Consider the following 23,222-nt stretch of genomic DNA (forward strand, 5'->3'; position numbering starts at 1 on the left):
TCTCAGGAATTGCCCCCCCATGACCGTGTTGAAGATGACCGACCTCGATCTGCAAGGTAAGCGCGTACTGATCCGCGAAGACCTCAACGTCCCAGTCAAGGACGGTGTTGTCACCAGCGATGCGCGAATCCTGGCCTCGCTGCCGACCATCAAGCTGGCCCTGGAAAAAGGTGCGGCCGTGATGGTCTGCTCCCACTTGGGTCGTCCGACCGAAGGTGAATTCTCGGCAGAAAACAGCCTCAAGCCTGTAGCTGAATATTTGAACAAGGCCCTGGGCCGCGACGTGCCGCTGGTAGCCGACTACCTGAACGGTGTGGACGTGAAGGCTGGCGACATCGTGCTGTTCGAAAACGTGCGCTTCAACAAGGGCGAGAAAAAGAACAGCGACGAACTGGCCCAGCAATACGCTGCCCTGTGCGACGTGTTCGTGATGGACGCTTTCGGTACTGCTCACCGTGCCGAGGGTTCGACCCATGGCGTGGCCAAGTTTGCCAAAGTTGCCGCAGCTGGCCCGTTGCTGGCGGCTGAACTGGACGCACTGGGCAAGGCCCTCGGCGCTCCGGCCCAACCGATGGCCGCCATCGTTGCCGGCTCCAAGGTCTCCACCAAGCTCGACGTGCTGAACAGCCTGAGCCAGATCTGCAACCAGCTGATCGTCGGCGGCGGCATTGCCAACACCTTCCTGGCGGCTGCCGGTCATCCTGTGGGCAAATCACTGTACGAACCGGACCTGCTGGACACCGCCCGCGCCATCGCCGCCAAGGTCAGCGTGCCGCTGCCGGTAGACGTGGTGGTGGCCAAGGAATTCGCTGAAAGCGCCGAAGCCACCGTCAAGCTGATCGCTGATGTGGCCGCTGACGACATGATCCTGGACATCGGCCCGCAAACGGCAGCCAACTTCGCTGAACTGCTGAAGTCGTCCAAGACCATCCTGTGGAACGGCCCGGTCGGCGTGTTCGAGTTCGACCAGTTCGGCAACGGCACCAAAGTGCTGGCCCACGCCATCGCTGAAAGCTCGGCATTTTCCATCGCTGGCGGTGGCGACACCCTGGCGGCCATCGATAAATATGGCGTTGCTGACCAGATCTCCTACATTTCTACGGGGGGTGGTGCGTTCCTCGAATTCGTTGAAGGCAAGGTACTGCCGGCTGTCGAAGTGCTGGAAAGCCGGGCCAAGGGATAAGGCACTTGCTGAGGAAAAGGAGCATTCCGATGATCAGGTCGTTGGCACTGGTGATTGCAGCGGGCCTGCTGGCCGGCTGCGGCAGCACGCCGAAAGCGGCGCCCGAGTCTGAAAAGGCCGGGGCGGCGCGGCAAAAGAGTTGCTATCAGGCTGACTGGCAAGCCGAAACCATGCCGGTGATCAACAAGCGCATCGGGCCGGACGGGTTGGAGAAATACGACTCTGCGCCCAACGGTCAGGAACAGGGTTGCCCTTGACGGGTCTGATTCACTAACCGACAGCAGCGGTGGCCGCGGGTCGCCGCTTGAGGATTGGCAATGAAAGGCGTTTTCGCCCTGGCAGCACTGGTGTTATTGGCCGGATGCACCAACCTGAACATGTTTGACAAGAAGGCAGCGCCGGCAGACAAGTGGACCACCTGGACGTGTGACAGCCAGGCGCAAGTCAACTGGCGGTTTGCCGACCAGGCCCGCACCCAGGTGGATGTACGCCTCGGCGGCTCGGACCAGGTGTATCGCCTCAAGCAGGATGTGGCGGCCTCGGGCGTGCTGTACAGCGACGGCCAGTTGGCGTTTCACACAAAAGGTGAGGAAGGCCTGGTTTACTGGATTGCCACCGATGATTTGATCGGGCGCGGCTGTAAAGCGCAGTAACCCCGACAGCAATAACGATTCAGCAGGGCAGGCTTTGAAAGCCTGACCTTCAATAACTTGAATAGCAGCCGCCGCTACGGCAGGCTTGCACGATTAACGACCCTCGATCGGGAGAGAGACTCACAATGGCACTTATCAGCATGCGCCAGATGTTGGACCACGCAGCCGAATTCGGCTATGGCGTTCCAGCCTTCAACGTCAACAACCTTGAGCAGATGCGCGCCATCATGGAAGCCGCTGACAAGACTGACTCTCCAGTGATCGTCCAGGCTTCGGCCGGCGCACGCAAATACGCCGGTGCCCCGTTCCTGCGTCACCTGATCCTCGCCGCGATTGAAGAATTCCCGCACATCCCGGTGTGCATGCACCAGGACCACGGCACCAGCCCTGACGTGTGCCAGCGCTCCATCCAGCTGGGCTTCAGCTCGGTAATGATGGACGGTTCCCTGGGCGAAGACGGCAAGACCCCGACCGACTACGAATACAACGTACGCGTCACCCAACAAACCGTGGCCATGGCTCACGCCTGCGGCGTTTCGGTCGAAGGCGAGCTGGGCTGCCTGGGTTCCCTGGAAACTGGCATGGCCGGTGAAGAAGATGGTATCGGCGCCGAAGGCGTACTGGATCACAGCCAAATGCTGACCGATCCGGAAGAAGCCGCCGACTTCGTGAAAAAGACCCAGGTTGACGCCCTGGCCATCGCCATTGGCACCAGCCACGGTGCCTACAAATTCACCAAGCCACCTACCGGCGACGTGTTGGCCATCGACCGCATCAAGGAAATCCACAAGCGCATTCCGAACACCCACCTGGTGATGCACGGTTCTTCCTCGGTACCGCAAGAGTGGCTGGCGATCATCAACCAGTACGGCGGCGACATCAAAGAAACCTACGGCGTGCCGGTTGAAGAAATCGTCGAAGGCATCAAGTACGGCGTGCGCAAGGTCAACATCGACACCGACCTGCGCCTGGCCTCCACCGGTGCGATGCGTCGCCTGATGGCCACCAACCCCAGCGAGTTTGACCCGCGTAAGTTCTTCGGCGCGACTGTGACAGCGATGCGTGATGTGTGTATTGCTCGTTATGAGGCGTTTGGTACTGCGGGTAATGCTTCGAAGATCAAGCCGATCTCGTTGGAAGCGATGTACCAGCGGTATTTGAAAGGTGAGTTGAACGCTAAAGTTAATTGAGCTCGAAATTTCAAAGAAAAAACCCGCAGAAATGCGGGTTTTTTTGAGCCGAAGTTGCTTAACGTGCTAGCCGGCTATGGTTATAGGTGCGCTCCAGGCCGAATATGTGCTGGGATCGCTCTTAACCACGTAACTTTGGGCTTGGATTATATACCATTTGCCCGGTGCAATACTCAGATCGGAAGCCCATTGTCCAGTGGGTCCGGCAACGCCAGTTCCCACTACAGTGGCAGTGCCAGCGTCAGTAATAGCAACATTAACGCTGTGATTAGGCTCTGCAGATCCGAAAATCCTGGGGGTTGCCCCAAGTCCTGAAGCACCATTCGAAGGGGATGTGATGACCGGTGTCTGTGCCATATAAAATCTCCGTATATTTAGTTGAAATCACTAGGTTTTAATTAAAAAAAAGCGCCGCAATCAGCACTCCATGGCGCTTGTATTTAATAATAAGAACAATATAAGTTTGCGTAACCTGTGAGAAATTACAGTCTTTTATATCGTTTTCTTCTGGCTATGGTTTCAAAAAGATATATAACGAAATTTAGTTGGGCACCAAGTTAAACTAAGGCTCATGCGTCAATAAGAAAGCCCGCAGCAATGCCAGCTAATGTGGCTGAAATTTGATCAGGCGGCTGCGGGGGTGTCGAAGCCGCGGTATTCGATGACGCGGAATACGTCGCTTACGTCCTGCACCTGCGGATAAAGGGGACAGATTTATTTAAATCACCATGGCCTACCACGTCCGCGATTGGTGATACGCAACCCGGGATAAAGGGGACAGATTTATTTAAATCACCAAGGCCTACCCCGCCCGCGATTGGTGATACGCAACCCTGTAATTTTCTCAATCTCATCTACGAAAACTGAATTGCCCGTCAACTGCCCTCGTTGTAATGCGTTCCTGATCAACTGAATTTCAGATGTTGGAATGCCTTGCTCAATAAGGGCGACGTAGCGTGCTCGCTTTTCCTCAAGCGCTAGACCTGACGTTTCAAAACAAGGGATCTCATCCAGCCAGTCAGCCGTGGCCGTCGTGTTGAAACGTGTATTGAAGCTGGACCACGGATAGTCGCTTGGATGAGCAACCATCCTGGCACGGATTGGATTGAGTTCGATGTATCGGGTGCACGCAAGTAGATAGGTATCGTTCTGAACAATGCTTGAACGGTATCGACTTTCCCAAAGCGTGCCCGTACGACCTTCCAGTCGGTTGCGGTAACGCGTCGTACGTGCTGCTAAGACCTTCATTAGCTTGGCTAATGCCATAGGGTCATCGCCCGGATCCAGCAAGAGGTGTACATGATTGGTCATAAGGCAAAAGGCGTACACCTTTACTGCCAGCGATCGTTTCAGTTCCCGCAAGTTCGTGAGGTAGTGTTCGAAATCTGATGCATCAGCAAAGACGACCTGCTTGTTATGACCACGTTGAACGACATGGTGTGGGTAATTAGGCAGTACCAGCCGTGCCATTCTGAGCATGTTGACCTCCTACTTCCGTGTAGAGAGATAAAAGTGTAGCACTCGGAAAAACAGGGTTCGGCTTCACGCGTGTGGTGTGATGTGACGGGGGAATTCTCCTTCAAGGCTCCTTGGTGAACTGATAGGGCACGGGCCGAGTGGTAGGAGAGTGTCAGATAGTTCGACAAATAAATCTGTCCCCTTAAGAAAAAAGCGCCCGCAGGATGCGGGCTTTTTTGTGGCTGAAATTTGATCAGGCGGCTGCGGGGGTGTCGAAGCCGCGGTATTCGATGACGCGGAATACGTCGCTTACGTCCTGCATCAGGATGCGGGCGGTGTTGGCTACGTGGTTCAGGTCACGCTCCGCAAAATCGGGCAGGCTGGAGCAGGCCATCAGGTTGAGGTGTTCGAGGGCGGCGTTGAGGCGTTCACGCAGGCAGGCGTGCAGGTCCTGCAGCGGAGCTTCGCTGTCGATCAGGAGTACCGGGTATTCGGTGGCTGTTTCGGTGCAGGGGGTGAAACGGCGGGGCGGGAGTTCTGGCGTCATGGCAAATATTCCTCGTATCTAAAAAGGACTACCGCCGTTCGCTGCGAAACGAATGGGTGGTAGCTGTGTGCGGGTTCGCAGACCGAGGATACGAGGAACCCGGCAGACCCGAAGGTCTCCCACACACAGCCACCATAAAATAAACGACGGACGTAGAAGCGCTAGTCGTTGCATTCATGATGCTTGGTTACACACGTATCGTTAGGGCTGCGAAACCCTATCGCCGTTCAATGCCGGCGACGGGGCGAACTATAAGCGGCGCTCCGATTCACCGCAACGGCCCTGTAGGACACAGAACCCCTGTGGGAGCCGGGCTTGCCCGCGATGGCGGTGTGCCAGTCGAAGAATAAGTTGGCTGATACACCGCCATCGCGGGCAAGTCGAATCGTCGCACCGCCAGCTCCCACAGGGATAAGTGTTGTTTAATTGATTGTGTTAATCACCGAATGATCCTTGGGTCCATAGGACAGTGCCTACGAGATGTGGGGAGACTTAGTTCTCCACCAGCACCTTCGGATTCGAGTTACCCCACACCGTATACAGATCCGCCAGCAACGCACCGTTGATGTCTTCAACCTCCGCCTGGCTGGTCTCCACCGCGCCCTGCTTGCCGAACAACACCACTTCATCGCCGCTCTTCACGGTCGGCACGTCGGTGACATCGACCATCAGGGTGTTCATCGACACCTTGCCCACCACCGGCACCCGGTGCCCGTTGATCAGCACGATGCCTTTGTTGGTAAACGCCCGGCGATAGCCGTCGGAATAACCCACGGTGATGTTCGCCAGTTTCGAATCCCGCGCCAGGGTGTAGGTGCGGTCGTAGCCTACGGTGTTGCCTTTCGGGTAGCTGTTGACGGACGCCACGTGGGATTTGAACTGCATCACCCGCTTGTATTCGGTGAACGACGGTACGGTATCGCCAAACAGCAGGCCGCCCGGACGAACCATGTCCAGCCGCGACTCGGGCACTTCCAGGGTGGCGAAGGAGTTGGCGGCGTGCAGGGTGATTTTGCTGCGGTCGAGCTGGGCGACGTTGATCAGCCAGTTGGCTTGTTCGTTGAACGCCTTGAGGCCGGTGCGCACGTCGGCGGCGTCTTCAACGGCGAAGTGGGTCATGATCGCCGTCACCTGCAGGTTTGGCACCTTGGTAATGGCTACGGCGTCGCGGCGGCCCTGGGCGGTGGTCATTTCCACGCCGTTGCGGCTCATGCCGCTGGAGTTCAGGCCCAGGTGCACGACCAGTGGGCGGCCGTGGTTTTCGGCGATCAGGCTGGCGCGCACGGCGAAGTCCAGATTGCCCACCAGCTCTTCGACGTTATACGGCAAAGCAGCTTCCAGCTCGCTCAGGGCGGCGGTGCGTACGCGGATCAGTTGGCCCTTGAAGCCGCTTTCACGGACCACGCGGGCTTCTTCGTTGCTGGCGATGCCGACGCAGGGCACGCCCAGTTTGATCACCGAGGGCATCAGTAAACCGATGCCGTGACCGTAGGCATCCGCCTTGAGCACGGCGCAGATTTTCGACTTGTCAGCGAGGCTGGCTTGCAGGGTGCGGATATTGTTTTCGAAGGCGACCTTGTTGATTTCGACCCAGGCGTTGCTGTCCTGGATATTGACCTGGGCCACCCCGTCGGCCATCGAGAGGGGCGGGGCGGCGAAGGCCGGGTTTTGCAGCAGTGCCATGCCCATAGAGAGGGCGAGCAGGGTGCGGGAAAAGGGCATTGGGCAGTCTCCATGACTTTCTTGTAGGGGGTAGTGCGCGTGCGCGGCGCCATACTCGGATTGTCCTACAAGAAAGTCGAGACCCTGGGTCGCGGTTCTGTCCTAAAGCGTCGTGGGACCGGTCGCTGAAGCGAATCAGCTTCAGTCGTGATCAATGTCCAGCTTGGCAAACGTCACGCGGGCGCCTTCCTTGCTGTTGCCGCTGTTGTCCTGCACGTAGGCGCCGGCCTTGAAGTACAGCGGCTGTTTGCCCCACGCAGCACCGATGCGTTCGTTCCACTGCCCGTTGGCGGCGTCGACGCTCAGCAGGCCGGCCTTGTTCAGGTGGATGACGTAGGTGAAGTCGCGGTCCAGCGGTACGTTCTCGGCGACGATGATCACCCGACCTTCCGACTCGTCAGGGCGCATGCGCACCTTGGCGACGATGTTGCCGGTCTGGGTTTTTTCCTTGTATTGGTATTCGACCTTGATCAGTGGCTTCTGGCTTTCGTAGGCGTGGATTTGACCGATCACCACCTTGCCGGACGACGGCACCTTGTTGACCGCCAACGTGGCACGCAGGAAATTGTCGGCGTCGCTGTACAGCCAGTTGCGCAGGCGGCCGTCGGCGTAGGTTTCCCGCAGTTCGCTGCGAGGGTAGACGGCGTTCTCGGTACGCGTGCCGGTCACCGGGGTCCAGAATTGCACGCTGCTGCCTTCGGCCTGGAAGTATTGGTCCTTGAACCCGCTGAGCAGTTTCGGCGTGTCGATGGTCGAGGGCGGGGAGCCGACGGGGATGCTCAGGTTCCAGGTGGACAGATCAATCATTGAATACGCCTTTAACGGGGAGAGAAGGCCTTGGCTCGGGAGCCGGCACTTTCTTTATAGGTGGCTCGAAATGGATTGTTAATGGCTTTGTGGCGGATTGTTGGCGCCAATGAAATGTCAAAAAGCCATGTTTCCCGTAAACCGCGGGCTGTAGACACTGACCGTTAGTCGGTTGTCTGGGCTTTGGCGCAATGATGGCACCGTCGTGGCTTCTGCTTTATGGGATCCAGGGCTAGAGTGAGCCCTTATTGTTTATCCGGTTTTGTCGCAAAAATGACCGGAATGACTCCGACGAAAGAGAAGCAGCAATGGAATGCGCTCCAATCAAGCCTCGCGATGGTTGTTCAGTGCTTTTGGTGGTCGATGACTATCCCGAAAACCTGATCAGCATGCGTGCGCTATTGCAGCGTGAAGATTGGCATGTGGTGACGGCGGCCTCCGGGGTTGAAGCCCTGGGATTGCTGCTCGAACACGACGTCGACCTGGTGTTGCTGGATGTGATGATGCCCGGCATGGACGGGTTCGAGGTGGCCCGGCTGATGCGCGGCAGCCAACGCACACAAATGACCCCGATCATCTTTCTCAGCGCTCACGCCCAATCGCCGGCGGCGATGCTGGAAGGCTATGCCAGCGGCGCGATCGACTACCTGCTGAAACCCTTCGACCCGAATATCCTCAAGCCCAAGGTCCAGGCCCTGCTGGAGCACCAGCGCAACCGCCGTGCCTTGCAGCGCCTGAGTCACGATCTGGAATCGGCCCGGGCCTTCAATGCCTCGGTGCTCGACAACGCCGCCGAAGGCATCCTGGTGGTGGGCGAAGACGGCGTGATCAGCTACGCCAACCCGGCGATTTCGCGGCTGATCAATGCGCCGGTCGCCGAGATCCAGGGTGCCGAGTTCCTGGGCTTCCTACAGAAGCCCCATGTGCCTGGGTGGTCCGATTCTGCCTTGTATGAAGGCTACAAACGTGGTGAAACCTGGCGCCTGCACGACGCCATCTTGCGCACCGCGCCCGGCCAGCAGTTGCCCGTGGCGATGTCGTGCGCCCCGCTGCCGGCCGAGCAGAAAGCCATGGTGGTCACGGTGCTGGACATGTCCGAGGTGCGCCATCTGCATCAGCAACTGGAGTTCCAGGCCGTCACCGACCCGCTGACGGGCCTGCTCAATCGGCGTGGGTTTCACCAGTCGGTGGAGAATGTGCTGTTGCGCAGTGAGCGTAACGAGCAGTCGCTGGTACTGCTGTACCTGGACCTGGACGGGTTCAAGCGGGTCAACGATTCCCTCGGCCACGACGCCGGAGACCGCGTGCTGCGCTGGGTCTCGGAACAGTTGAAGGCGTGCCTGCGCTCCTACGACATTCTCGGGCGCATGGGCGGGGATGAATTCACCGCGCTGCTGGAGCTGGAATTCCCGGAGCAGGCGGCCAAGATTGCGGAAAAACTGATCGAACGGGTGTCGATCTGTCAGCAGGTCGACGGTCTGGATGTGATGCTGGGCGTCAGTATCGGCATCGCCACTTTCCCGGACTGCGGCTCGGACCTCAACGGCCTGCTGCGCGCGGCGGACGTCGCGATGTACGAGGCCAAGCGCGCCGGGCGTCAGCAATATCGCTACTACGACCAGGAAATGAACGGCCGGGCCCGCTCGCGCCTGATGCTCGAAGACAGCGTACGCAGCGCCATCGACAGCAAGGATTTCACCCTGGTGTACCAGCCGCAGGTGTCGTTGCACGACGGCCATCTGCGGGGCGTCGAAGCGCTGCTGCGCTGGCAGCACCCGAGTGTCGGCGATGTGCCGCCGGGGCTGTTTCTGCCGTTGCTCGAAGAGGCGCGGCTGATCAGCCAGTTGAGCACCTGGATCTACCAGCAGGTGGCCGCCCAACGGCAGGCATGGGCAGGGGTGTTCAGCGATGAGTTGGTCCTGAGCGTGAGCTTGAGCAGCAGCCAGTTCAATATGCCGAACCTGGCCAGCCAGCTGCAGCAGGTGCTGGAGCGACATGGGTTGCAAGGCCGGCAGCTTGAGGTGGAGATCAGTGAAGAAAGCCTGATGCACAACCTGGATGAGTCCACCAAGCAGCTCAAGCTGTTGCGCCGGGCCGGCGTGCGGATTGCCCTGGATGATTTCGGCGCGGGCAACTGCTCCCTGGCCCACCTGCGGGACCTGGAATTCGACACCCTCAAGCTCGACCCGAAGCTGATCGCCCGCCTGCCGGGTTCATCCCGGGACGCGGCGATGGCGCGCAGCATTATCGAATTGTGCCGGCATTTTGATCTGCTGGTGATTGCCGAAGGCGTCGAGACCCAGGAGCAAGTTGAGTGGCTCAAGGCCAACGGCTGCCAGTTCATCCAGGGCCCGCAGGTGGCGCCGCCGTTGATCGCGGATGAAATTGCCGACTGGCGCCTGCGCGCAGCGGCCCGCTGAATTCGCTACACTGGCGCCCATTCAAATACCCGTTGTTGACCCCATGACCGCGCTGAAATACCTCCAGGCCTACCCCCCAGCATTGCAGGAGCAAGTGCGCCAGTTGATTGCCAAGGACCAACTCGGCGACTACCTGACCCAGCGCTACCCCGAACGGCATGGCGTGCAGAGCGACAAAGCGCTCTACAACTACGCCCAGGCCCTGAAGCAGGAACACCTGCGCAACGCCCCGGCCATCGACAAGGTGTTGTTCGACAACCGCCTGGACCTGACCCACCGCGCCCTCGGCCTGCACACCACCATCTCCCGGGTGCAGGGTGGCAACCTCAAGTCGAAGAAAGAAATCCGTATCGCCTCGCTGTTCAAGGAAGCCGCGCCGGAATTTCTGCGCATGATCGTCGTACACGAACTGGCGCACTTCAAGGAATCGGACCACAACAAGGCGTTCTACAAACTCTGTGAATACATGTTGCCGGGCTACCATCAGGTGGAATTCGACCTGCGGGTGTACCTGACCTGGCGGGACCTGCAGGGCAAGCCCTGACCTTCAAAGGCGATCGAGCATGGATGTGAGCAAGACCAAAAGCAGCTTCTACCGGCGCCTGTATGTGGCGTACCTGATTGATAGCCAGCTGGCCAGCAGCGTGCCGGCACTGACCGAGGTGACGGGCATGCCCCGGCGTACTGCACAGGACACGATTGCGGCGTTGGCGGACCTGGATATTGTGTGTGAGTTTGAACAGGAAGACGGGGCCCGCAATCATGCCGGGCGCTATCGGATTCGTGATTGGGGCGCGATTGATCGGCGCTGGATCGAGGCGAACCTAAGCCGGATCAAGGCTGTCCTGGATTACCCCTGAAGGCTTGTGGTGACCGGGCTGACGCCTTCGCGAGCAAGCCCGCTCCCACATTCGACCGCATTCCAAAGGTGGAACTCGGTCAAATGTGGGAGCGGGCTTGCTCGCGAAGAGGCCCTCATGCCCGGCGCATGCCTATATGTGGAATGTCATCCTCCAGGTATTCCTCACCCGCCACCACAAACCCGTACCGCCCGTAATACCCTTGCAAATGCGCCTGGGCCGACAGATAGATCGGCACGTCGGGCCACTGTTTCTCCGCCTGCCTGAGGGCCTCATCCATCATCTGGTGGCCCAGCCCGGTACCCCGCGCGCTCGGCGCAACGATCACCCGGCCGATCACCACATCACCACCCTGTGATTCAGGATCCAGCAGGCGCAGGTAGGCCTGCAGTTGACCATCATCCCAGGCCATCAGGTGATGGGTGTCACCGTCCAGGTCCTGGCCGTCGATGTCCTGGTACACGCATTTCTGCTCGACCACGAAGACCTCCGAGCGCAGGCGCAAAATGGCGTACAGCTGCTCCTTGCCCAGGTCACTGTGGTGTTTGCAGACCCATTCGACTGTCATGGTGTTCTCTCGGCTGATTGTCTGGTCAGGATAGTAAGCGCGCGGGAGGCGGGTGTCTAAATTGCGGTTTTTTTGTGAGTGAGATCAATTTGCCATCATTCTCTGCGTGCGACGCTGCCGTCTTTGTGTAATCTGCAGTACAGCTCATTGATGAGCTACTGTTAAATCCTCGGGTTGCCCCAGAGGTCAGGCCATAGAATGCCCGCCAAGGACTTGAGCATGCCGCGATTTTCTCGTGCCGTTGCTTTGATCGGTTTGTTGTTGCTGGCCCAGGCGGTGGCGGCAGAACGCTTGCGACTGGTGGCGGATGCCTGGCCGCCGTTCACTGACGCCACCCTGGTCAATGGTGGTTTGGCCACCGACATCGTGACCACCGCCCTGGCCCGTGCCGGCTATGCCAGTGAGTTTGAACAGGTGCCCTGGGCCCGCGCCCTGATGGGTGTGGGCGATGGGCGTTACGACGTATTGGTGAACGCCTGGTACGACGATGCGCGTACTCAGTTGGGGCAGTTTTCCGGCGAATACCTGCTCAACCGGGTGCTGTTTCTCAAGCGCCGCGACGATCCCATCGACTACCAGAACCTGGAGCAGTTGCACGACTACCCCGTCGCGGTGGTGCGTGGCTATGCGTATTCAGCGGCGTTCGATGCCGATCCGCAATTGCAGAAAGTCCCGGTGCATAACTTCGCCATGGCCGTGCGCATGCTGGCGGCGCAGCGGGTGCGGCTGACGTTGGAGGACGAATTCGTCGCCCGCTACTACCTGGCTCGGGAGTCCGCCACCGTGCGCAACGCGGTGGAGTTTTTGCCGGCGCCGCTGAGCGAAAACAGCCTGCACATTCTGGTTAGCCTGAAAAATCCTCAGCATCAGCAGATTGTTGCCGGGTTTGATCGGGAGATTGCCAGGATGAAGGCAGATGGCAGTTATGCGCGGTTGATGAAGCAGCACGGGATGTAGTGAGGCTAATGGCCCCTTCGCGAGCAAGCCCGCTCCCACATTCGACCGAAATCCAAAGGTGGAACTCGGCCGAATGTGGGAGCGGGCTTGCTCGCGAAGAGGGTTCAGGCTTCGCTGGTATCTTTGATCAGGTGAGCCGCCAACGTGCGCAACGGCCCCAGTTGCCGGCAGATCAGCGCCAATTGCGTCTGCACCAGCCGCTGCCCTTCATCAATCTCATCCGGCATCTGCTCCAGATCCACTGCCAAGGCTTCCTCGGCATCACTCTGAATCGCAATTGGCTGCTTGTTCGCCAGCCCGGTGGCGATCTCGTCGATGCTCGCCGCCAGCGTCTTCCCGGCGCCTTCGATCAAGTGCTCGCGCACTTCCGCCGGCAGTTGGGTTTCCCGGTGGGCGCCCAGCCCCGACAGGTAGCTGAGCAGCGTGTGGGACAGCACCAGGAACCTGAACCCCACGTCCGCTTCCTTACGGAAATGCCCCGGCTCCATCAGCATGTTCGCCAGGGTGGTGGACAGCGCGGCGTCGGCGTTGTGGGCATTGCGCCGGGCGAGGCGGTAAGCCAGGTCGTCGCTTTTGCCCGCGGCGTACTGCTGCATGATCTGGCGCAGGTAGATGCTGTTGCAGGTCAGGGTATTGGCCAGCACCTTGTTCAGGCGCCGGCCCTGCCAGTCCGGCAGGAACAGGAACACCGCCAGTCCGGCGATCAGGCTGCCGAGCAAGGTATCCAACAGCCGTGGCAGGAACAGCCCGTAACCGTCGCCCACCTGGTTGAAGCAGAACAGCACCATCAGCGTGATCGCGGCGGTCGCCAGGGTGTAGCGCGTGGTACGGTTGATAAAGAACACCAGGCCCGCGGCGATGGCGAACATCGACTGGATCAGCGGGTTGGGGAACAGGTCGAACAGCGCCCAGGCGATGGTCAGGCCGATGGCGGTGCCGATGATCCGCTGGCCCAGCTTGCGCCGGGTGGCGCCGTAGTTTGGCTGGCACACGAACAGCGTGGTGAGGATGATCCAATAGCCTTGGGACGGGTGAATCAAGTGCACCATCCAGTAGCCGATACTCAGCGCCAGGGGCAGGCGCAGGGCGTGGCGGAACAGCAACGAAGTCGGCGTCAACTGCGTGCGCAGGCGCGTCCACATTTCCTTGAGGTTGCGCGGTGCACGGTCCAGCAGGCTGCTGTCGGTGGCATCGGCCAGGCTGTCGGGGTTAGCGGCGTCGCCCAGCAGGCGGTCCAGGGTCGACAGGTTGGCCGCCAGGGCGCGCAGGGAGCGCAGCAGGCCGCGCCAGGCCGGGTTGCTCTGGATGCGCAGGTGTTCCAGGGAGGCGTTGAGGTCGCCCAGGGCTTCGGCGAAGCTGTCGTCATAAACAAACGGCTGGCGCATCTGGATCGATTCGGCCAGGGTCTGGCAGGCCTTGCCTTGCTGGCGCAGCAGGCGCTGGCAGCGGAACAGCACGTCGCTGTGGAAGAAGGCTTCGGCGAGGGCGTTGTAAGGGTAGTGCGAGGAGCTGGCGCGCTCGTGGATGTCCTGGGCCAGGAAGTACAGCTTGAGGTAGCGGCTGACCTTGGAGCCCGGGCGACCATTGCCGACCCGGTGCAGGATGATCTCTTTGGCGGCGTTCAGTGCTGCCACCACCCGGCCGTTCTGCTGCGCCAGTTCCAGGCGCCGCGCTTCCACATCCAGTTGGCGGATCGGTTCGAACAGTGACGACTTGAGCTTGAGGTAACGCCCCAGCTCGCGAAACAGTCGCGCCAGGCTCTGCTGCACCGGCTGGTTGGAAAACAGCACCTGCCACAACACCGACAGCGCGCCATACCACGCGGCGCCGGCCACCAGCAGCAAGGGTTCATGCCAGAAGTCGGTGACGGCGCCACCGCGCTGGTCCACGCCGATCATGGTGTAGACCGAGAGAATCAGGGTGGCCGAAGCGATCGCCCCATAACGCTCGCCGAGGGCACCGAGCATGGTCAGGCCGAAGCTGGATAGAGCCAGGAAGATCGCGAAGATCCAGGGATAAGGGAAAAGCAGTTCGACGGACAGTGCCGCAGTGCTGAAGCACACCAGTGTCACGGCCAGGGCGTTGAGCCGGCCTTGCCAGTTGTCATCGGTCTCGGCCAGGGCGCTGGCGATAATGCCCAGGAACAGCGGGATCAGCAGCGCCATTTCATTCTGGTACCAGCACAGCGCCATGCTGCCGGTCAGGGCGATGAATACCCGTACGCTGTAACTGAACTTATCCAGTGCCCAAAGGCGCCGCATGGACTGCTTGAAGGAGGTCGATGACATGAAGTCTGGGGTCTTCCGGGACGATGCCGCTAAATTGAGCCAGTAATGACGCCACGGCAAGCGTGGCGATCACATCTGAGAGCAAAATTTATTCCAGTCATTACTTCCAAGCACACCACGAACCAAATGTGGGAGCGGGCTTGCTCGCGAAGGCGGTGTATCAGTCACTGATGTATTAGCTGACACTCCGCCTTCGCGAGCAAGCCCGCTCCCACATTTTTTTACCGCGTTCCGTCAGGCAAATTGGGCAGCGGCATAACCGGAGGCCCACGCCCACTGGAAATTGAACCCGCCCAGGTGACCGGTCACATCCAACACTTCGCCGATGAAGTACAGGCCGGGGCTTTTCAGGGATTCCATGGTCTTGGACGAAACCTCCCGGGTGTCCACGCCACCCAGGGTGACCTCGGCGGTGCGATAGCCTTCAGTACCCGCCGGCACCAGTTGCCAGCTCCCCAGTTTGCCGGCGATGTCGGCAATCTCGGCGTGGGTGTACTGCTTCATCGGCTTGGAAACGAACCAGGTTTCGGCCAGCAGGTTGGCCATCTTCTTGGTGAAGATCTCACCCAGCAGGGTTTTCAGCTCGCTGTTCGGGCGCTCCACCTGTTGCGCTTGCAGCCAGGTATGGGGGTCGTGATCGGGCAGCAGGTTGATTTCCAGGGTGTCGCCGGGTTCCCAGTAGGAGGAAATCTGCAGGATCGCCGGCCCGCTCAGGCCGCGGTGGGTAAACAGGATGTTCTCGCGAAAGCTTTGGTCGTTGCAGCTCACCAGGCAATCCACGGACGTACCGGACAGCTCGCCGCACAATTCCTTGAGCTGGTCGGTGATGGTGAACGGCACCAGCCCGGCGCGGGTTGGCAGCAGTTCATGGCCGAACTGCTTGGCGACCTGGTAACCAAAGCCGGTGGCCCCCAGGGTCGGGATCGACAGCCCGCCGGTGGCGATCACCAGTGATTCGCAGCGCAACTCACCCAGGGTGGTTTGCAACTGATAGCCGCCATCGACCTTGGCAATCTCCTGCACCGAGGTGTCCAGGTGCATGCTCACGCCGACCTGGATGCACTCATCCAGCAGCATCCCGAGGATGTCGCTGGACTTGTTATCGCAGAACAGCTGGCCGAGTTTTTTCTCGTGGTACGGCACGCCGTGCTTGGCCACCAGCGCGATGAAATCCCACTGGGTGTAGCGGGCCAGGGCGGACTTGCAGAAGTGCGCGTTGTGGGAGAGGAAGTTGGCAGGCTCCGTGTACATATTGGTGAAGTTGCAGCGGCCACCGCCGGACATCAGGATCTTTTTTCCGGCCTTGTTCGCGTGGTCGATCAACATCACCTTGCGCCCACGCCCGGCGGCGGTCAGCGCACACATCAAGCCTGCGGCGCCGGCGCCAATGATCACAACTTCGGTCGAGCGCACAGCCATGTCCTCATACAAATTCTGAATTGGAATACAGTCAAATGTGGGAGCGGGCTTGCTCGCGAATGCGCAGTGTCAGTCACCGAATCTGTCGACTGATATACCGCATTCGCGAGCAAGCCCGCTCCCACATTTTTGATCTCGGTATAGCTTGAGATCTTTACAGGATACGCACGCGCAACGAACGGCCTTTGATCTTGCCGTCATTCAAACGCTGCAATGCCTGCTTGGCGATCCCGCGTTCAACGGCCACGAACGCCTGGAAATCAAAGATCGCGATCTTGCCGACCTGGGCCCCCGGGATCCCGGCTTCACCGGTCAGTGCGCCGAGGATGTCGCCCGGGCGAACCTTGTCTTTACGGCCGGCGGCAATGCACAGGGTGCTCATCACCGGCAGCAACGGGCCGCCGCTCTGAGGCTTGAGGTTGTCCAACTGGTCCCAGTTCAGCGGCGACTTCTGCAACTGCTCGATGGCCTGGGCGCGGTGGGCTTCAGACGGGGCAACCAGGCTGATAGCGATGCCAGTCTCACCCGCGCGACCGGTACGGCCCACGCGGTGAATGTGGATTTCCGAGTCGCGGGCCAGTTCGACGTTGATCACCATGTCCAGTGCATCAATGTCCAGGCCACGGGCGGCAACGTCAGTGGCGACCAGTACCGAAGTACTGCGGTTGGCGAACATCGCCAGTACCTGGTCACGGTCGCGCTGTTCCAGGTCGCCATGCAGGCCAACGGCGGAGATGCCCTTGGCGGTCAGGTGATCCACGGTTTCCTGCACTTGCTGCTTGGTAAAGCAGAAGGCTACGCAAGACGCCGGGCGGAAATGCGCCAGGACCTTGGTCACCGCGTCCATGCGCTCTTCCGGGGAGATCTCGTAGAAGCGTTGCTCGATCTGGTCGTCCGAGTGGAACGCTTCGGCCTTGACCTGTTGCGGCGCGCGCATGAATTTCGAGGCCAGCTGCTTGATGCTCACCGGGTAGGTGGCCGAGAACAGCAGGGTCTGGCGGCGGGCCGGGGTCTTGCTGATGATGTCTTCGATGGCGTCGTAGAAGCCCATGTCGAGCATGCGGTCGGCTTCATCGAGGATCAGCGTGTTCAAGCCGTCCAAAACCAGCGAACCCTTGCGCAGGTGCTGCTGGATACGGCCCGGGGTGCCAACGATGACGTGGGCGCCGTGCTCCAGGGAAGCGATCTGCGGGCCGAGGGACACGCCGCCGCACAGGGTCAGCACCTTGATGTTGTCTTCGGCGCGGGCCAGGCGACGGATTTCCTTGGCCACCTGGTCAGCCAGCTCGCGGGTCGGGCACATGACCAGTGCCTGGCAGCCGAAGTAGCGCGGGTTGATCGGGTTCAACAGGCCGATGCCAAAGGCTGCGGTCTTGCCGCTGCCGGTCTTGGCCTGGGCAATCAGGTCCAGCCCTTTGAGGATCACCGGCAAGCTTTGCGCCTGGATCTGCGTCATCTCGACATAACCCAGCGAGTCGAGGTTAGCCAGCATGGCGGCGGACAGGGGCAAAGTATTAAAAGCGGTGGCGATGGTAGTCACGGGACTGGCTCTGCAAAACAAAATGTCGCGCAGTGTACCAGCCTCGTGGGATTTTCCCTGCAAGTTCTAGACGAGAAGCCTGTTAATGCTCAATGTCGTGCTCACGGCTGACCACGCGTTTGCCGTCTTTTGGCGACAATTGCAGGAAGATCGCCGCCGCCAGCATCGCCATGATGCCCACGGTGACGAAGGTCAACTGGAACGCGCCGAGCACGGTGTCGACCCCGTCGTTGCCCACTTCGGCGGTAAAACCACCCAGCAGCGCACCGGCGCAGGCCACCCCAAGGCTCAGGGACAACTGCGCCACCACCGACAGCAAACTGTTGCCGCTGCTGGCCTGGGCGTCGTCGAGGTCGATCAGGGTCACGGTGTTCATCGCGGTGAATTGCAGCGAGTTGATCGCCCCGAGGATCGCCAGCATGCTCAGCAGCAGCGGGTAGGGCGTGTGTTCGCTGACCAGGCCCATGCTTGCCAGCATGATGCCCAGCGCCAGGGTGTTGCCGGTCAGCACCACGCGGTAGCCCAGGCGCTCGATCAGCGGCCGGGCGATGGACTTGGCAAACATCGCCGCCGCCGCCAGGGGCAGCATGCTCATCCCGGCTTCGGACGGTGAGTAACCGAGCGCCACCTGCAGCAACAGCGGCACCAGGAACGGCAACGCGCCGCTGCCCAGGCGAGCGAACAGGTTGCCGAGGATGCCCACCGCAAAGGTCCGGGTCTTGAACAGCACCGGCGAGAACAGCGGGTTGTCGATATGCCCGGCGCGCAGCCAGTAAGCCGCCAGGCACGCGAGGCCGCCGAACAGCAGCAACATCACCCGCAGGTGCGGCAGGTGCAATTCGCCGAGGCCTTCCATGGCGATAGTGATCAGCACCATCGCCGCGCCGAACAGCAGGAAACCCACGCCGTCGAACCGCGTACGTTCGCTGCCGCGCAGGTCGGGGATGAATTTCCAGACGGCGTAGCAGCCGATGATGCCCACCGGCAGGTTGATCAGGAAGATCCAGTGCCAGGTCAGGTATTGCACCATCCAGCCGCCCATGGTCGGGCCGAGCAGTGGGCCGAGCAGCCCGGGAATGGTGATGAAACCCATGATCCGCACCAGCTCCGAGCGCGGGTAGGCGCGCAGCACCACCAGCCTGCCCACCGGCAACATCAACGCACCGCCCAGGCCCTGGATCACCCGGGCGCCCACCAGCATGGTCAGCGTGCTGGAGAGCGCGCAGAGCAACGAGCCAATGCTGAACAGCATGATCGCGCCGAAGAAAATCTTCTTGGTGCCGAAGCGGTCGGCCACCCAACCCGAGGCGGGAATCAGCAGGGCCACGGTGAGCATGTAGGCAATCACTACGCCTTGCATGCGCAAGGGGTTCTCCGCCAGGTCTCGAGCCATGGCCGGCAAGGCGGTGTTGAGAATCGTCCCATCCAGCGACTGCATGAAGAAGGCAATCGCTACCACCCAGGGTAGCCAGCGGGCGGTCTTGGCATCGAGAGGGGCGCGATTCGGCATGAGTTACCTTTTTGTTAGCAGCCTATGTGTCGGCGATTATGCGCCATCGGCGGCTCCTTTTCCCACAGGCCCTTCGTCTATATCTGACAACTCCACGTGTTTGCCCACCAGGAAATCAATCAGCGCGCGGTGCACGGCCAGGGCCGCTTCGCGGGATTCCAGGTCAAGCAAATGGCCAGTGTGCTCGGCGGTGGCGAAGCTGCTGCGGCCTACGTATTTCTTGAACAGTTGGGCTTCGTCTGCCGGGGTGTACTCGTCCAGCACGCCGTTGAGGAAGTGCACCGGGGTTTCGATCCGGGTCAGTTGCGGCAGGTAGTTGCCGTCACCCAGGGCCAGCACCTGATGGATATGGAAGCGTGCCTGGCGATACTCGGTGGTGGCCATGGTCGACAGGTGCCGGTGGTTGTTGCGCTTGAGCCGGGGCGACAGGTATTTGCCCACGGTTTCATTCAGCAGATGGCCGACGGCGGATTTGTCATCGGCCTCGATCAGCACGCGCACCCGCTCTACGTATTCGAGCATGGCCTGGTTGAGGTTGGGCGCCAGTGCCATCACCACCGAGCTTTCAATCGACGGCGGGTTATGGGCGAGGGTCAGCAGCGTGGAAATCCCGCCCCATGAGGCAGACACCAGGTGGTTGACCTCAAAGCGTTCCACCAGAGCGCGCAGGATCTGCACTTCATCGTCCTTGGTCACAAGGTCGAGGTCGGTGTTGTGCGGGCGTGAATAGCCGGAGAACGGCAGGTCGAACATCAGCACATTGAAGTGCTCGGACAGGCACTTGCTGGTGCGTGCAAACGAGCGGGTGGTGGACAGCGCGCCGTTGACCAACAGCACGGTTTTCTTCTCTGGGTTGTTACCAAGCTGCTCTACGTGAACGTTGTAGTGCTTGAACAGCTTTTCAATGACAAAACTTCCATGGTTCATGTCAACGCTCCAGCTTGCCCTATCCCGGGCAAGGTCGTGCATCACTTGCGTGCAAGTGGGTTGAGGACGGCGGGGTGTTGTTTGAGTTTTTTTACCGCGCGGACGTGGCTAGGTGCCACCAACCTTTATAACGAGGTTTTTCGCGAGCGACAACTGGCCGGACGGCCAGGTGTCTGGAGTGGGGCTTTGAGGATGAACCGAATCAAAATGTGGAATGCGATCAACTGTGGGAGCGGGCTTGCTCGCGAATGCGGTGCCTCAGTCACAGATGTAGTGGCTGACACGCCGCATTCGCGAGCAAGCCCGCTCCCACATGGGTTTTGCGTTGTTTATAAGGTCAGGGTCAGGCGTTTTACCAGCGCCCCCGGCAGCAGATTGGATGACGTATTGCGCTGGCTATACGTACTCGCCGACAGCAGCAATTCCCGATCAGCGGTCAGCGCTTCCAGTTGCGAGCCCAGCAGGCTGTACACGCTGTCATCAAAACGCATGGTGCTGACCGGCGCCTTGATCTCGCCGTCTTCGACCCAGAACGTGGCGAAGCGGGTCATGCCGGTCAGGCGCGCGGCGGGCTGGTCGGAGTAGTTCAGGTACCACAGGTTGCTGATGTACAAGCCGGTGCCCAATTGCTTGAGGATATCGGCCTGGGCCAGGTCGCCGGCGGCCATCTGCAGGGCGCTTGGAGATTCATCGCCGCTGGCGCCATTGGTGCTCAAGCCGTATTCGGCAGCACTGCGAGAGTTCACCAATTGGCCTTCAGCCTTGCCGGCATTGATCAGTTTCACATCACTGCGCGGATAGCCGTCACGGGAAAACGCCGAGCTCAGGGAGCCGCTGACCTGTTCGTCCAGGGTCACCAGCGGGCTCAAGGACTGATCACCGCCATACAACCGTTGCAACGGGCTGCCTTTGCTGGCTATGGCCTGGGCGGAAAACCCGCCCCAGGTGAGCATGCTGATGATTTCTTCCATGGCCGCCGGGGCAAGGTAGGCGCGATATTGCCCCGGTGCCAGCGGGTGCAGCGGGCGACCAAGGTATTCCAGTTGCTCACGGGCCTGCTTGAAACGCTGCGCGAAGGCCACGCTGTCCCAATCGTTGCCGGCGTAGCTGGCTTTCACCGCTTCACCGTTGGCGTGGAACAGGCTGAAGTCGAAGTTGAAACTGTTGGCCTGGTGCCAGCCGAAGGCGCCTGATGAACTGGCGAAACCACGGCTGATAGGGCCGGCGGCGTAGAAGCCGACCATGTCCACACCTTCAGCGGCCAGGCTGACTGCTTCCAGCACCTGGGCCAGGTCCGGCAGCGGTCGGTCCTGCTGGTCCTTGTTTTGCCAGGCGTTGTGGTTGAGCAGCAGGTACGGATCCTGCGGCAACAACGGCAAGGTCTCGCGCAGTTGTTGCAGGCCGTTGGCCAGGCGCTGGCGATCCAGTTCAGGCTCGCCCGCCAGAGTGATACCGAGGTCGGCGTGGCGCCCGTCGTTGATCAGCTTCAGGTTCAGGCTGGCCTGTTGCACCTGGCCGGCCTGGCGCACTTTGCCGTGGTTGAAACGCACAAACTCGGAGGACTCGTCGGCGTAGCCGAGGTGGAATTGTTCGTGGTCGGTGATGGCCTGCTTGAGCCAATCCACCAGGGCTTTGAAATTATTCATCAGGCGTCTCCCCCGAACACGTCCACGTTGCTGAACACACAGGCCGGCGACGCATGGCCGACGCGGATCACCTGGTTGGGTTCGCCCTTGCCGCAGTTCGGCGTGCCCAGCACCTTGAAGGTGCTGGCGTCGCCGACGGCGCTGAGGTTGCGCCAGAACTGCGCGGAAATCGCCCGGTAGTTGGGGTTCTTCACCACGCCTTTGAGTTCGCCGTTTTCAATCAACTGGCCCCACTCGCAGCCAAACTGGAATTTGTTGCGTGCATCGTCAATCGACCACGAACGGTTGGTGGACATCAGGATGCCGTTCTCGATGCCGCCAATCAGCTGCGCCATGTTCTGGTCGCCGGCCTCGATATTCAGGTTGGCCATGCGGTCGATCGGCGCGCGGTTCCAGCTGCAGGCACGGCTGTTGGCCACGCCTTGCATGCCGGCGCGGTATTGCGACAACGCACCGCCCAACGGCTTGAGCAGCAAGCCTTCGCGGATCAGGAATTGTTTGCTGGCCTTCGTGCCGTCGTCGTCATGCCCGTAGCTGGCGAGCTGCTCGGGAATGTCCGGGTCGAAGGTCACGTTCAGCAGGTTGGAGCCGTATTGCAGGTGACCGAAATCGCTGGCCTTGACGAAGCTGGTGCCGGCGTAATTGCGCTCGTCGCCCAGGATGCGGTCGAGTTCCAGCGGGTGGCCGATGGATTCGTGGATCTGCAGGATCATCTGGTCGGGCATCAGCAGCAGGTCGCGTGGGCCCTGGGGTGTGTTCGGGGCCAGCAGCAGTTGCAGCGCCTGGTCGGCAATTTGCGGCGCGGCGCCCACCAGGCCGAAGCGGCTGATCACGTCAAAGCCGCCTTGCTGGCCGAAGTTGGTGCCGCCCAGGGTGCGGGTCTGGCTGTCATTGCCGTCGTAGGCCGTGACGTTGACACCCGGGAACACAAACCGCTGGGCCTGGCGCAGTTCGGCGCCGGCGCTGTTGAGGTAGATCTGTTCGACGTGGGTGGTGCCCAGGCTGACTTCCCAGTTCACCAGGCGCTCGTCCTTGGGCACGGCGGCCGATTCGGCGCCGAGCAGTTGGTAGCAGTCGCTCAGGGACGGGAAGGGCTGGTCGAGGCTCGGCGACAGGTAGTCGGCAATGTCGCTGGACACTGGCTGGTCGCGCAGGTCGAGCAGGGCGTGGGGCTTGATGAGGCGGGCTTGCTGTTCGGCGCGCTCAAGGGCGGCTTGCAGGCCGGGCAGGGAAATGTCGTGGGTGGCGGCGTAGGCTTCGACGCCATTGAGGCGCACGGTGAGCATCGCGCCTTCGTCCTGGCTGAGGTGTGGCGGCTCGGCGACGTTCTTGCGTACCGACAGGTACTGGCCGGACTCGCGGACGTAGCGCAGGGAAAAGAATTCGGCGGTGGTGCGCAGGGCACTGAACTGCTTTTTGAGTGTGGCGTGGTGTTCGAACATGGGGCCTTCCTTGTGGGCGGCTCGGCGCGGGCAGGCAAACAGAGTAGGCCTGGGCTGGGAGCTGATCAAGGAAAGTGTAGGCGGG

20 protein-coding genes are annotated in these 23,222 nt (G+C 60.6%); 8 read left to right on the forward strand and 12 right to left on the reverse strand.

Annotation, left to right across the window (positions count from 1 at the left end):
• Positions 1-19: 19 nt before the first annotated feature.
• The 4 genes from HX869_RS21645 to fba all read left to right on the forward strand — a co-directional run bounded on the left by HX869_RS21645 (position 20) and on the right by fba (position 3,026).
• The gene (locus tag HX869_RS21645) at positions 20-1,183 is read left to right on the forward strand and encodes a phosphoglycerate kinase (protein ID WP_178903623.1); all 1,164 of its coding nucleotides are present in this window, start codon (positions 20-22) and stop codon (positions 1,181-1,183) included.
• A gap of 29 nt (positions 1,184-1,212) precedes the next feature.
• The gene (locus tag HX869_RS21650) at positions 1,213-1,440 is read left to right on the forward strand and encodes a hypothetical protein (protein WP_008434073.1); all 228 of its coding nucleotides are present in this window, start codon (positions 1,213-1,215) and stop codon (positions 1,438-1,440) included.
• 60 nt (positions 1,441-1,500) lie between these two features.
• Complete coding sequence (locus HX869_RS21655; protein WP_178903624.1) at positions 1,501-1,836, forward strand: MliC family protein; 336 nt, start codon at positions 1,501-1,503, stop codon at positions 1,834-1,836.
• Between the two features lie 125 nt (positions 1,837-1,961).
• A complete protein-coding gene (fba, locus tag HX869_RS21660; RefSeq protein WP_003177554.1) occupies positions 1,962-3,026 on the forward strand; it encodes a class II fructose-bisphosphate aldolase in 1,065 nt (354 codons plus the stop codon).
• Positions 3,027-3,818: 792 nt separating this feature from the next.
• On the opposite strand, the gene HX869_RS21665 is transcribed toward fba, so the two are convergent.
• The 4 genes from HX869_RS21665 to HX869_RS21685 all read right to left on the reverse strand — a co-directional run bounded on the left by HX869_RS21665 (position 3,819) and on the right by HX869_RS21685 (position 7,560).
• A complete protein-coding gene (locus tag HX869_RS21665; RefSeq protein WP_178903625.1) occupies positions 3,819-4,505 on the reverse strand; it encodes a transposase in 687 nt (228 codons plus the stop codon).
• A 232-nt stretch (positions 4,506-4,737) separates the two neighbouring features.
• On the reverse strand, positions 4,738-5,031 hold the full coding sequence (locus HX869_RS21670) for a fructose-bisphosphate aldolase (RefSeq protein WP_177068429.1): 294 nt from the start codon (positions 5,029-5,031) through the stop codon (positions 4,738-4,740).
• A gap of 492 nt (positions 5,032-5,523) precedes the next feature.
• A complete protein-coding gene (gene alr, locus HX869_RS21680; RefSeq protein WP_003216875.1) occupies positions 5,524-6,753 on the reverse strand; it encodes an alanine racemase in 1,230 nt (409 codons plus the stop codon).
• 141 nt (positions 6,754-6,894) lie between these two features.
• On the reverse strand, positions 6,895-7,560 hold the full coding sequence (locus HX869_RS21685; RefSeq protein WP_003216876.1) for a polysaccharide lyase family 7 protein: 666 nt from the start codon (positions 7,558-7,560) through the stop codon (positions 6,895-6,897).
• A gap of 308 nt (positions 7,561-7,868) precedes the next feature.
• Here HX869_RS21685 and HX869_RS21690 point away from each other — a divergent pair, with 308 nt between their 5' ends.
• From HX869_RS21690 to HX869_RS21700, 3 genes are read left to right on the forward strand one after another with little or no spacing between them, the layout of a single operon-like run.
• Positions 7,869-9,980, forward strand: coding sequence for a bifunctional diguanylate cyclase/phosphodiesterase (locus HX869_RS21690; RefSeq protein ID WP_003216879.1), 2,112 nt, complete (start codon positions 7,869-7,871; stop codon positions 9,978-9,980).
• Positions 9,981-10,023: 43 nt separating this feature from the next.
• A complete protein-coding gene (locus HX869_RS21695) occupies positions 10,024-10,524 on the forward strand; it encodes a M48 family metallopeptidase (protein ID WP_087693221.1) in 501 nt (166 codons plus the stop codon).
• 19 nt (positions 10,525-10,543) lie between these two features.
• Entirely contained in the window at positions 10,544-10,840 is a 297-nt protein-coding gene (locus HX869_RS21700) for a helix-turn-helix domain-containing protein (RefSeq protein ID WP_087693220.1), read from the forward strand.
• A 115-nt stretch (positions 10,841-10,955) separates the two neighbouring features.
• Here HX869_RS21700 and HX869_RS21705 read toward each other — a convergent pair whose 3' ends face one another.
• Positions 10,956-11,408 (reverse strand): GNAT family N-acetyltransferase, encoded by a 453-nt coding sequence (locus tag HX869_RS21705; protein ID WP_003216885.1) that lies wholly within the window; start codon positions 11,406-11,408, stop codon positions 10,956-10,958.
• 219 nt (positions 11,409-11,627) lie between these two features.
• Between HX869_RS21705 and HX869_RS21710 the strand changes: the two genes are divergently transcribed.
• The gene (locus HX869_RS21710) at positions 11,628-12,365 is read left to right on the forward strand and encodes an ABC transporter substrate-binding protein (protein WP_178903626.1); all 738 of its coding nucleotides are present in this window, start codon (positions 11,628-11,630) and stop codon (positions 12,363-12,365) included.
• Between the two features lie 104 nt (positions 12,366-12,469).
• On the opposite strand, the gene yccS is transcribed toward HX869_RS21710, so the two are convergent.
• The 7 genes from yccS to HX869_RS21745 form a co-directional block, all read right to left on the reverse strand.
• Positions 12,470-14,653 (reverse strand): YccS family putative transporter, encoded by a 2,184-nt coding sequence (gene yccS / locus HX869_RS21715; RefSeq protein WP_178903627.1) that lies wholly within the window; start codon positions 14,651-14,653, stop codon positions 12,470-12,472.
• 234 nt (positions 14,654-14,887) lie between these two features.
• Positions 14,888-16,066: an NAD(P)/FAD-dependent oxidoreductase gene (locus tag HX869_RS21720; RefSeq protein WP_177020221.1), complete on the reverse strand. Its 1,179-nt coding sequence runs from the start codon at positions 16,064-16,066 to the stop codon at positions 14,888-14,890.
• 160 nt (positions 16,067-16,226) lie between these two features.
• Positions 16,227-17,564, reverse strand: coding sequence for an ATP-dependent RNA helicase DbpA (gene dbpA / locus HX869_RS21725; RefSeq protein WP_236260841.1), 1,338 nt, complete (start codon positions 17,562-17,564; stop codon positions 16,227-16,229).
• Positions 17,565-17,694: 130 nt separating this feature from the next.
• Positions 17,695-19,122: a multidrug transporter subunit MdtD gene (gene mdtD / locus HX869_RS21730; protein WP_003216894.1), complete on the reverse strand. Its 1,428-nt coding sequence runs from the start codon at positions 19,120-19,122 to the stop codon at positions 17,695-17,697.
• A 36-nt stretch (positions 19,123-19,158) separates the two neighbouring features.
• Positions 19,159-20,049, reverse strand: a complete 891-nt coding sequence (locus HX869_RS21735) for an alpha/beta fold hydrolase (RefSeq protein WP_102604368.1) — start codon at positions 20,047-20,049, stop codon at positions 19,159-19,161.
• Between the two features lie 329 nt (positions 20,050-20,378).
• Positions 20,379-21,695, reverse strand: a complete 1,317-nt coding sequence (locus tag HX869_RS21740) for a TldD/PmbA family protein (protein WP_178903628.1) — start codon at positions 21,693-21,695, stop codon at positions 20,379-20,381.
• Positions 21,695-23,137 carry a TldD/PmbA family protein gene (locus HX869_RS21745; protein ID WP_134327445.1) on the reverse strand — a complete coding sequence of 481 codons (1,443 nt, stop codon included), beginning with the start codon at positions 23,135-23,137 and terminating at the stop codon, positions 21,695-21,697. Before HX869_RS21745 ends, HX869_RS21740 begins: the two co-directional genes overlap by 1 nt.
• Between the last annotated feature and the right edge of the window lie 85 nt (positions 23,138-23,222).

Origin of the sequence: Pseudomonas sp. P7779, assembly GCF_013386315.1 — a bacterium.
In the GTDB taxonomy this organism is placed as follows: domain Bacteria; phylum Pseudomonadota; class Gammaproteobacteria; order Pseudomonadales; family Pseudomonadaceae; genus Aquipseudomonas.

What these genes read in the sequence shown, in the direction of transcription:
- HX869_RS21645 (WP_178903623.1), top strand. Translation starts at nt 20, where the DNA reads ATGACCGTGTTGAAGATGACCGACCTCGATCTGCAAGGTAAGCGCGTA.
- HX869_RS21650 (WP_008434073.1), top strand. Translation starts at nt 1,213, where the DNA reads ATGATCAGGTCGTTGGCACTGGTGATTGCAGCGGGCCTGCTGGCCGGC.
- HX869_RS21655 (WP_178903624.1), top strand. Translation starts at nt 1,501, where the DNA reads ATGAAAGGCGTTTTCGCCCTGGCAGCACTGGTGTTATTGGCCGGATGC.
- fba (WP_003177554.1), top strand. Translation starts at nt 1,962, where the DNA reads ATGGCACTTATCAGCATGCGCCAGATGTTGGACCACGCAGCCGAATTC.
- HX869_RS21665 (WP_178903625.1), bottom strand. Translation starts at nt 4,505, where the DNA reads ATGCTCAGAATGGCACGGCTGGTACTGCCTAATTACCCACACCATGTC.
- HX869_RS21670 (WP_177068429.1), bottom strand. Translation starts at nt 5,031, where the DNA reads ATGACGCCAGAACTCCCGCCCCGCCGTTTCACCCCCTGCACCGAAACA.
- alr (WP_003216875.1), bottom strand. Translation starts at nt 6,753, where the DNA reads ATGCCCTTTTCCCGCACCCTGCTCGCCCTCTCTATGGGCATGGCACTG.
- HX869_RS21685 (WP_003216876.1), bottom strand. Translation starts at nt 7,560, where the DNA reads ATGATTGATCTGTCCACCTGGAACCTGAGCATCCCCGTCGGCTCCCCG.
- HX869_RS21690 (WP_003216879.1), top strand. Translation starts at nt 7,869, where the DNA reads ATGGAATGCGCTCCAATCAAGCCTCGCGATGGTTGTTCAGTGCTTTTG.
- HX869_RS21695 (WP_087693221.1), top strand. Translation starts at nt 10,024, where the DNA reads ATGACCGCGCTGAAATACCTCCAGGCCTACCCCCCAGCATTGCAGGAG.
- HX869_RS21700 (WP_087693220.1), top strand. Translation starts at nt 10,544, where the DNA reads ATGGATGTGAGCAAGACCAAAAGCAGCTTCTACCGGCGCCTGTATGTG.
- HX869_RS21705 (WP_003216885.1), bottom strand. Translation starts at nt 11,408, where the DNA reads ATGACAGTCGAATGGGTCTGCAAACACCACAGTGACCTGGGCAAGGAG.
- HX869_RS21710 (WP_178903626.1), top strand. Translation starts at nt 11,628, where the DNA reads ATGCCGCGATTTTCTCGTGCCGTTGCTTTGATCGGTTTGTTGTTGCTG.
- yccS (WP_178903627.1), bottom strand. Translation starts at nt 14,653, where the DNA reads ATGTCATCGACCTCCTTCAAGCAGTCCATGCGGCGCCTTTGGGCACTG.
- dbpA (WP_236260841.1), bottom strand. Translation starts at nt 17,564, where the DNA reads ATGCTGGCTAACCTCGACTCGCTGGGTTATGTCGAGATGACGCAGATC.
- mdtD (WP_003216894.1), bottom strand. Translation starts at nt 19,122, where the DNA reads ATGCCGAATCGCGCCCCTCTCGATGCCAAGACCGCCCGCTGGCTACCC.
- HX869_RS21735 (WP_102604368.1), bottom strand. Translation starts at nt 20,049, where the DNA reads ATGAACCATGGAAGTTTTGTCATTGAAAAGCTGTTCAAGCACTACAAC.
- HX869_RS21740 (WP_178903628.1), bottom strand. Translation starts at nt 21,695, where the DNA reads ATGAATAATTTCAAAGCCCTGGTGGATTGGCTCAAGCAGGCCATCACC.
- HX869_RS21745 (WP_134327445.1), bottom strand. Translation starts at nt 23,137, where the DNA reads ATGTTCGAACACCACGCCACACTCAAAAAGCAGTTCAGTGCCCTGCGC.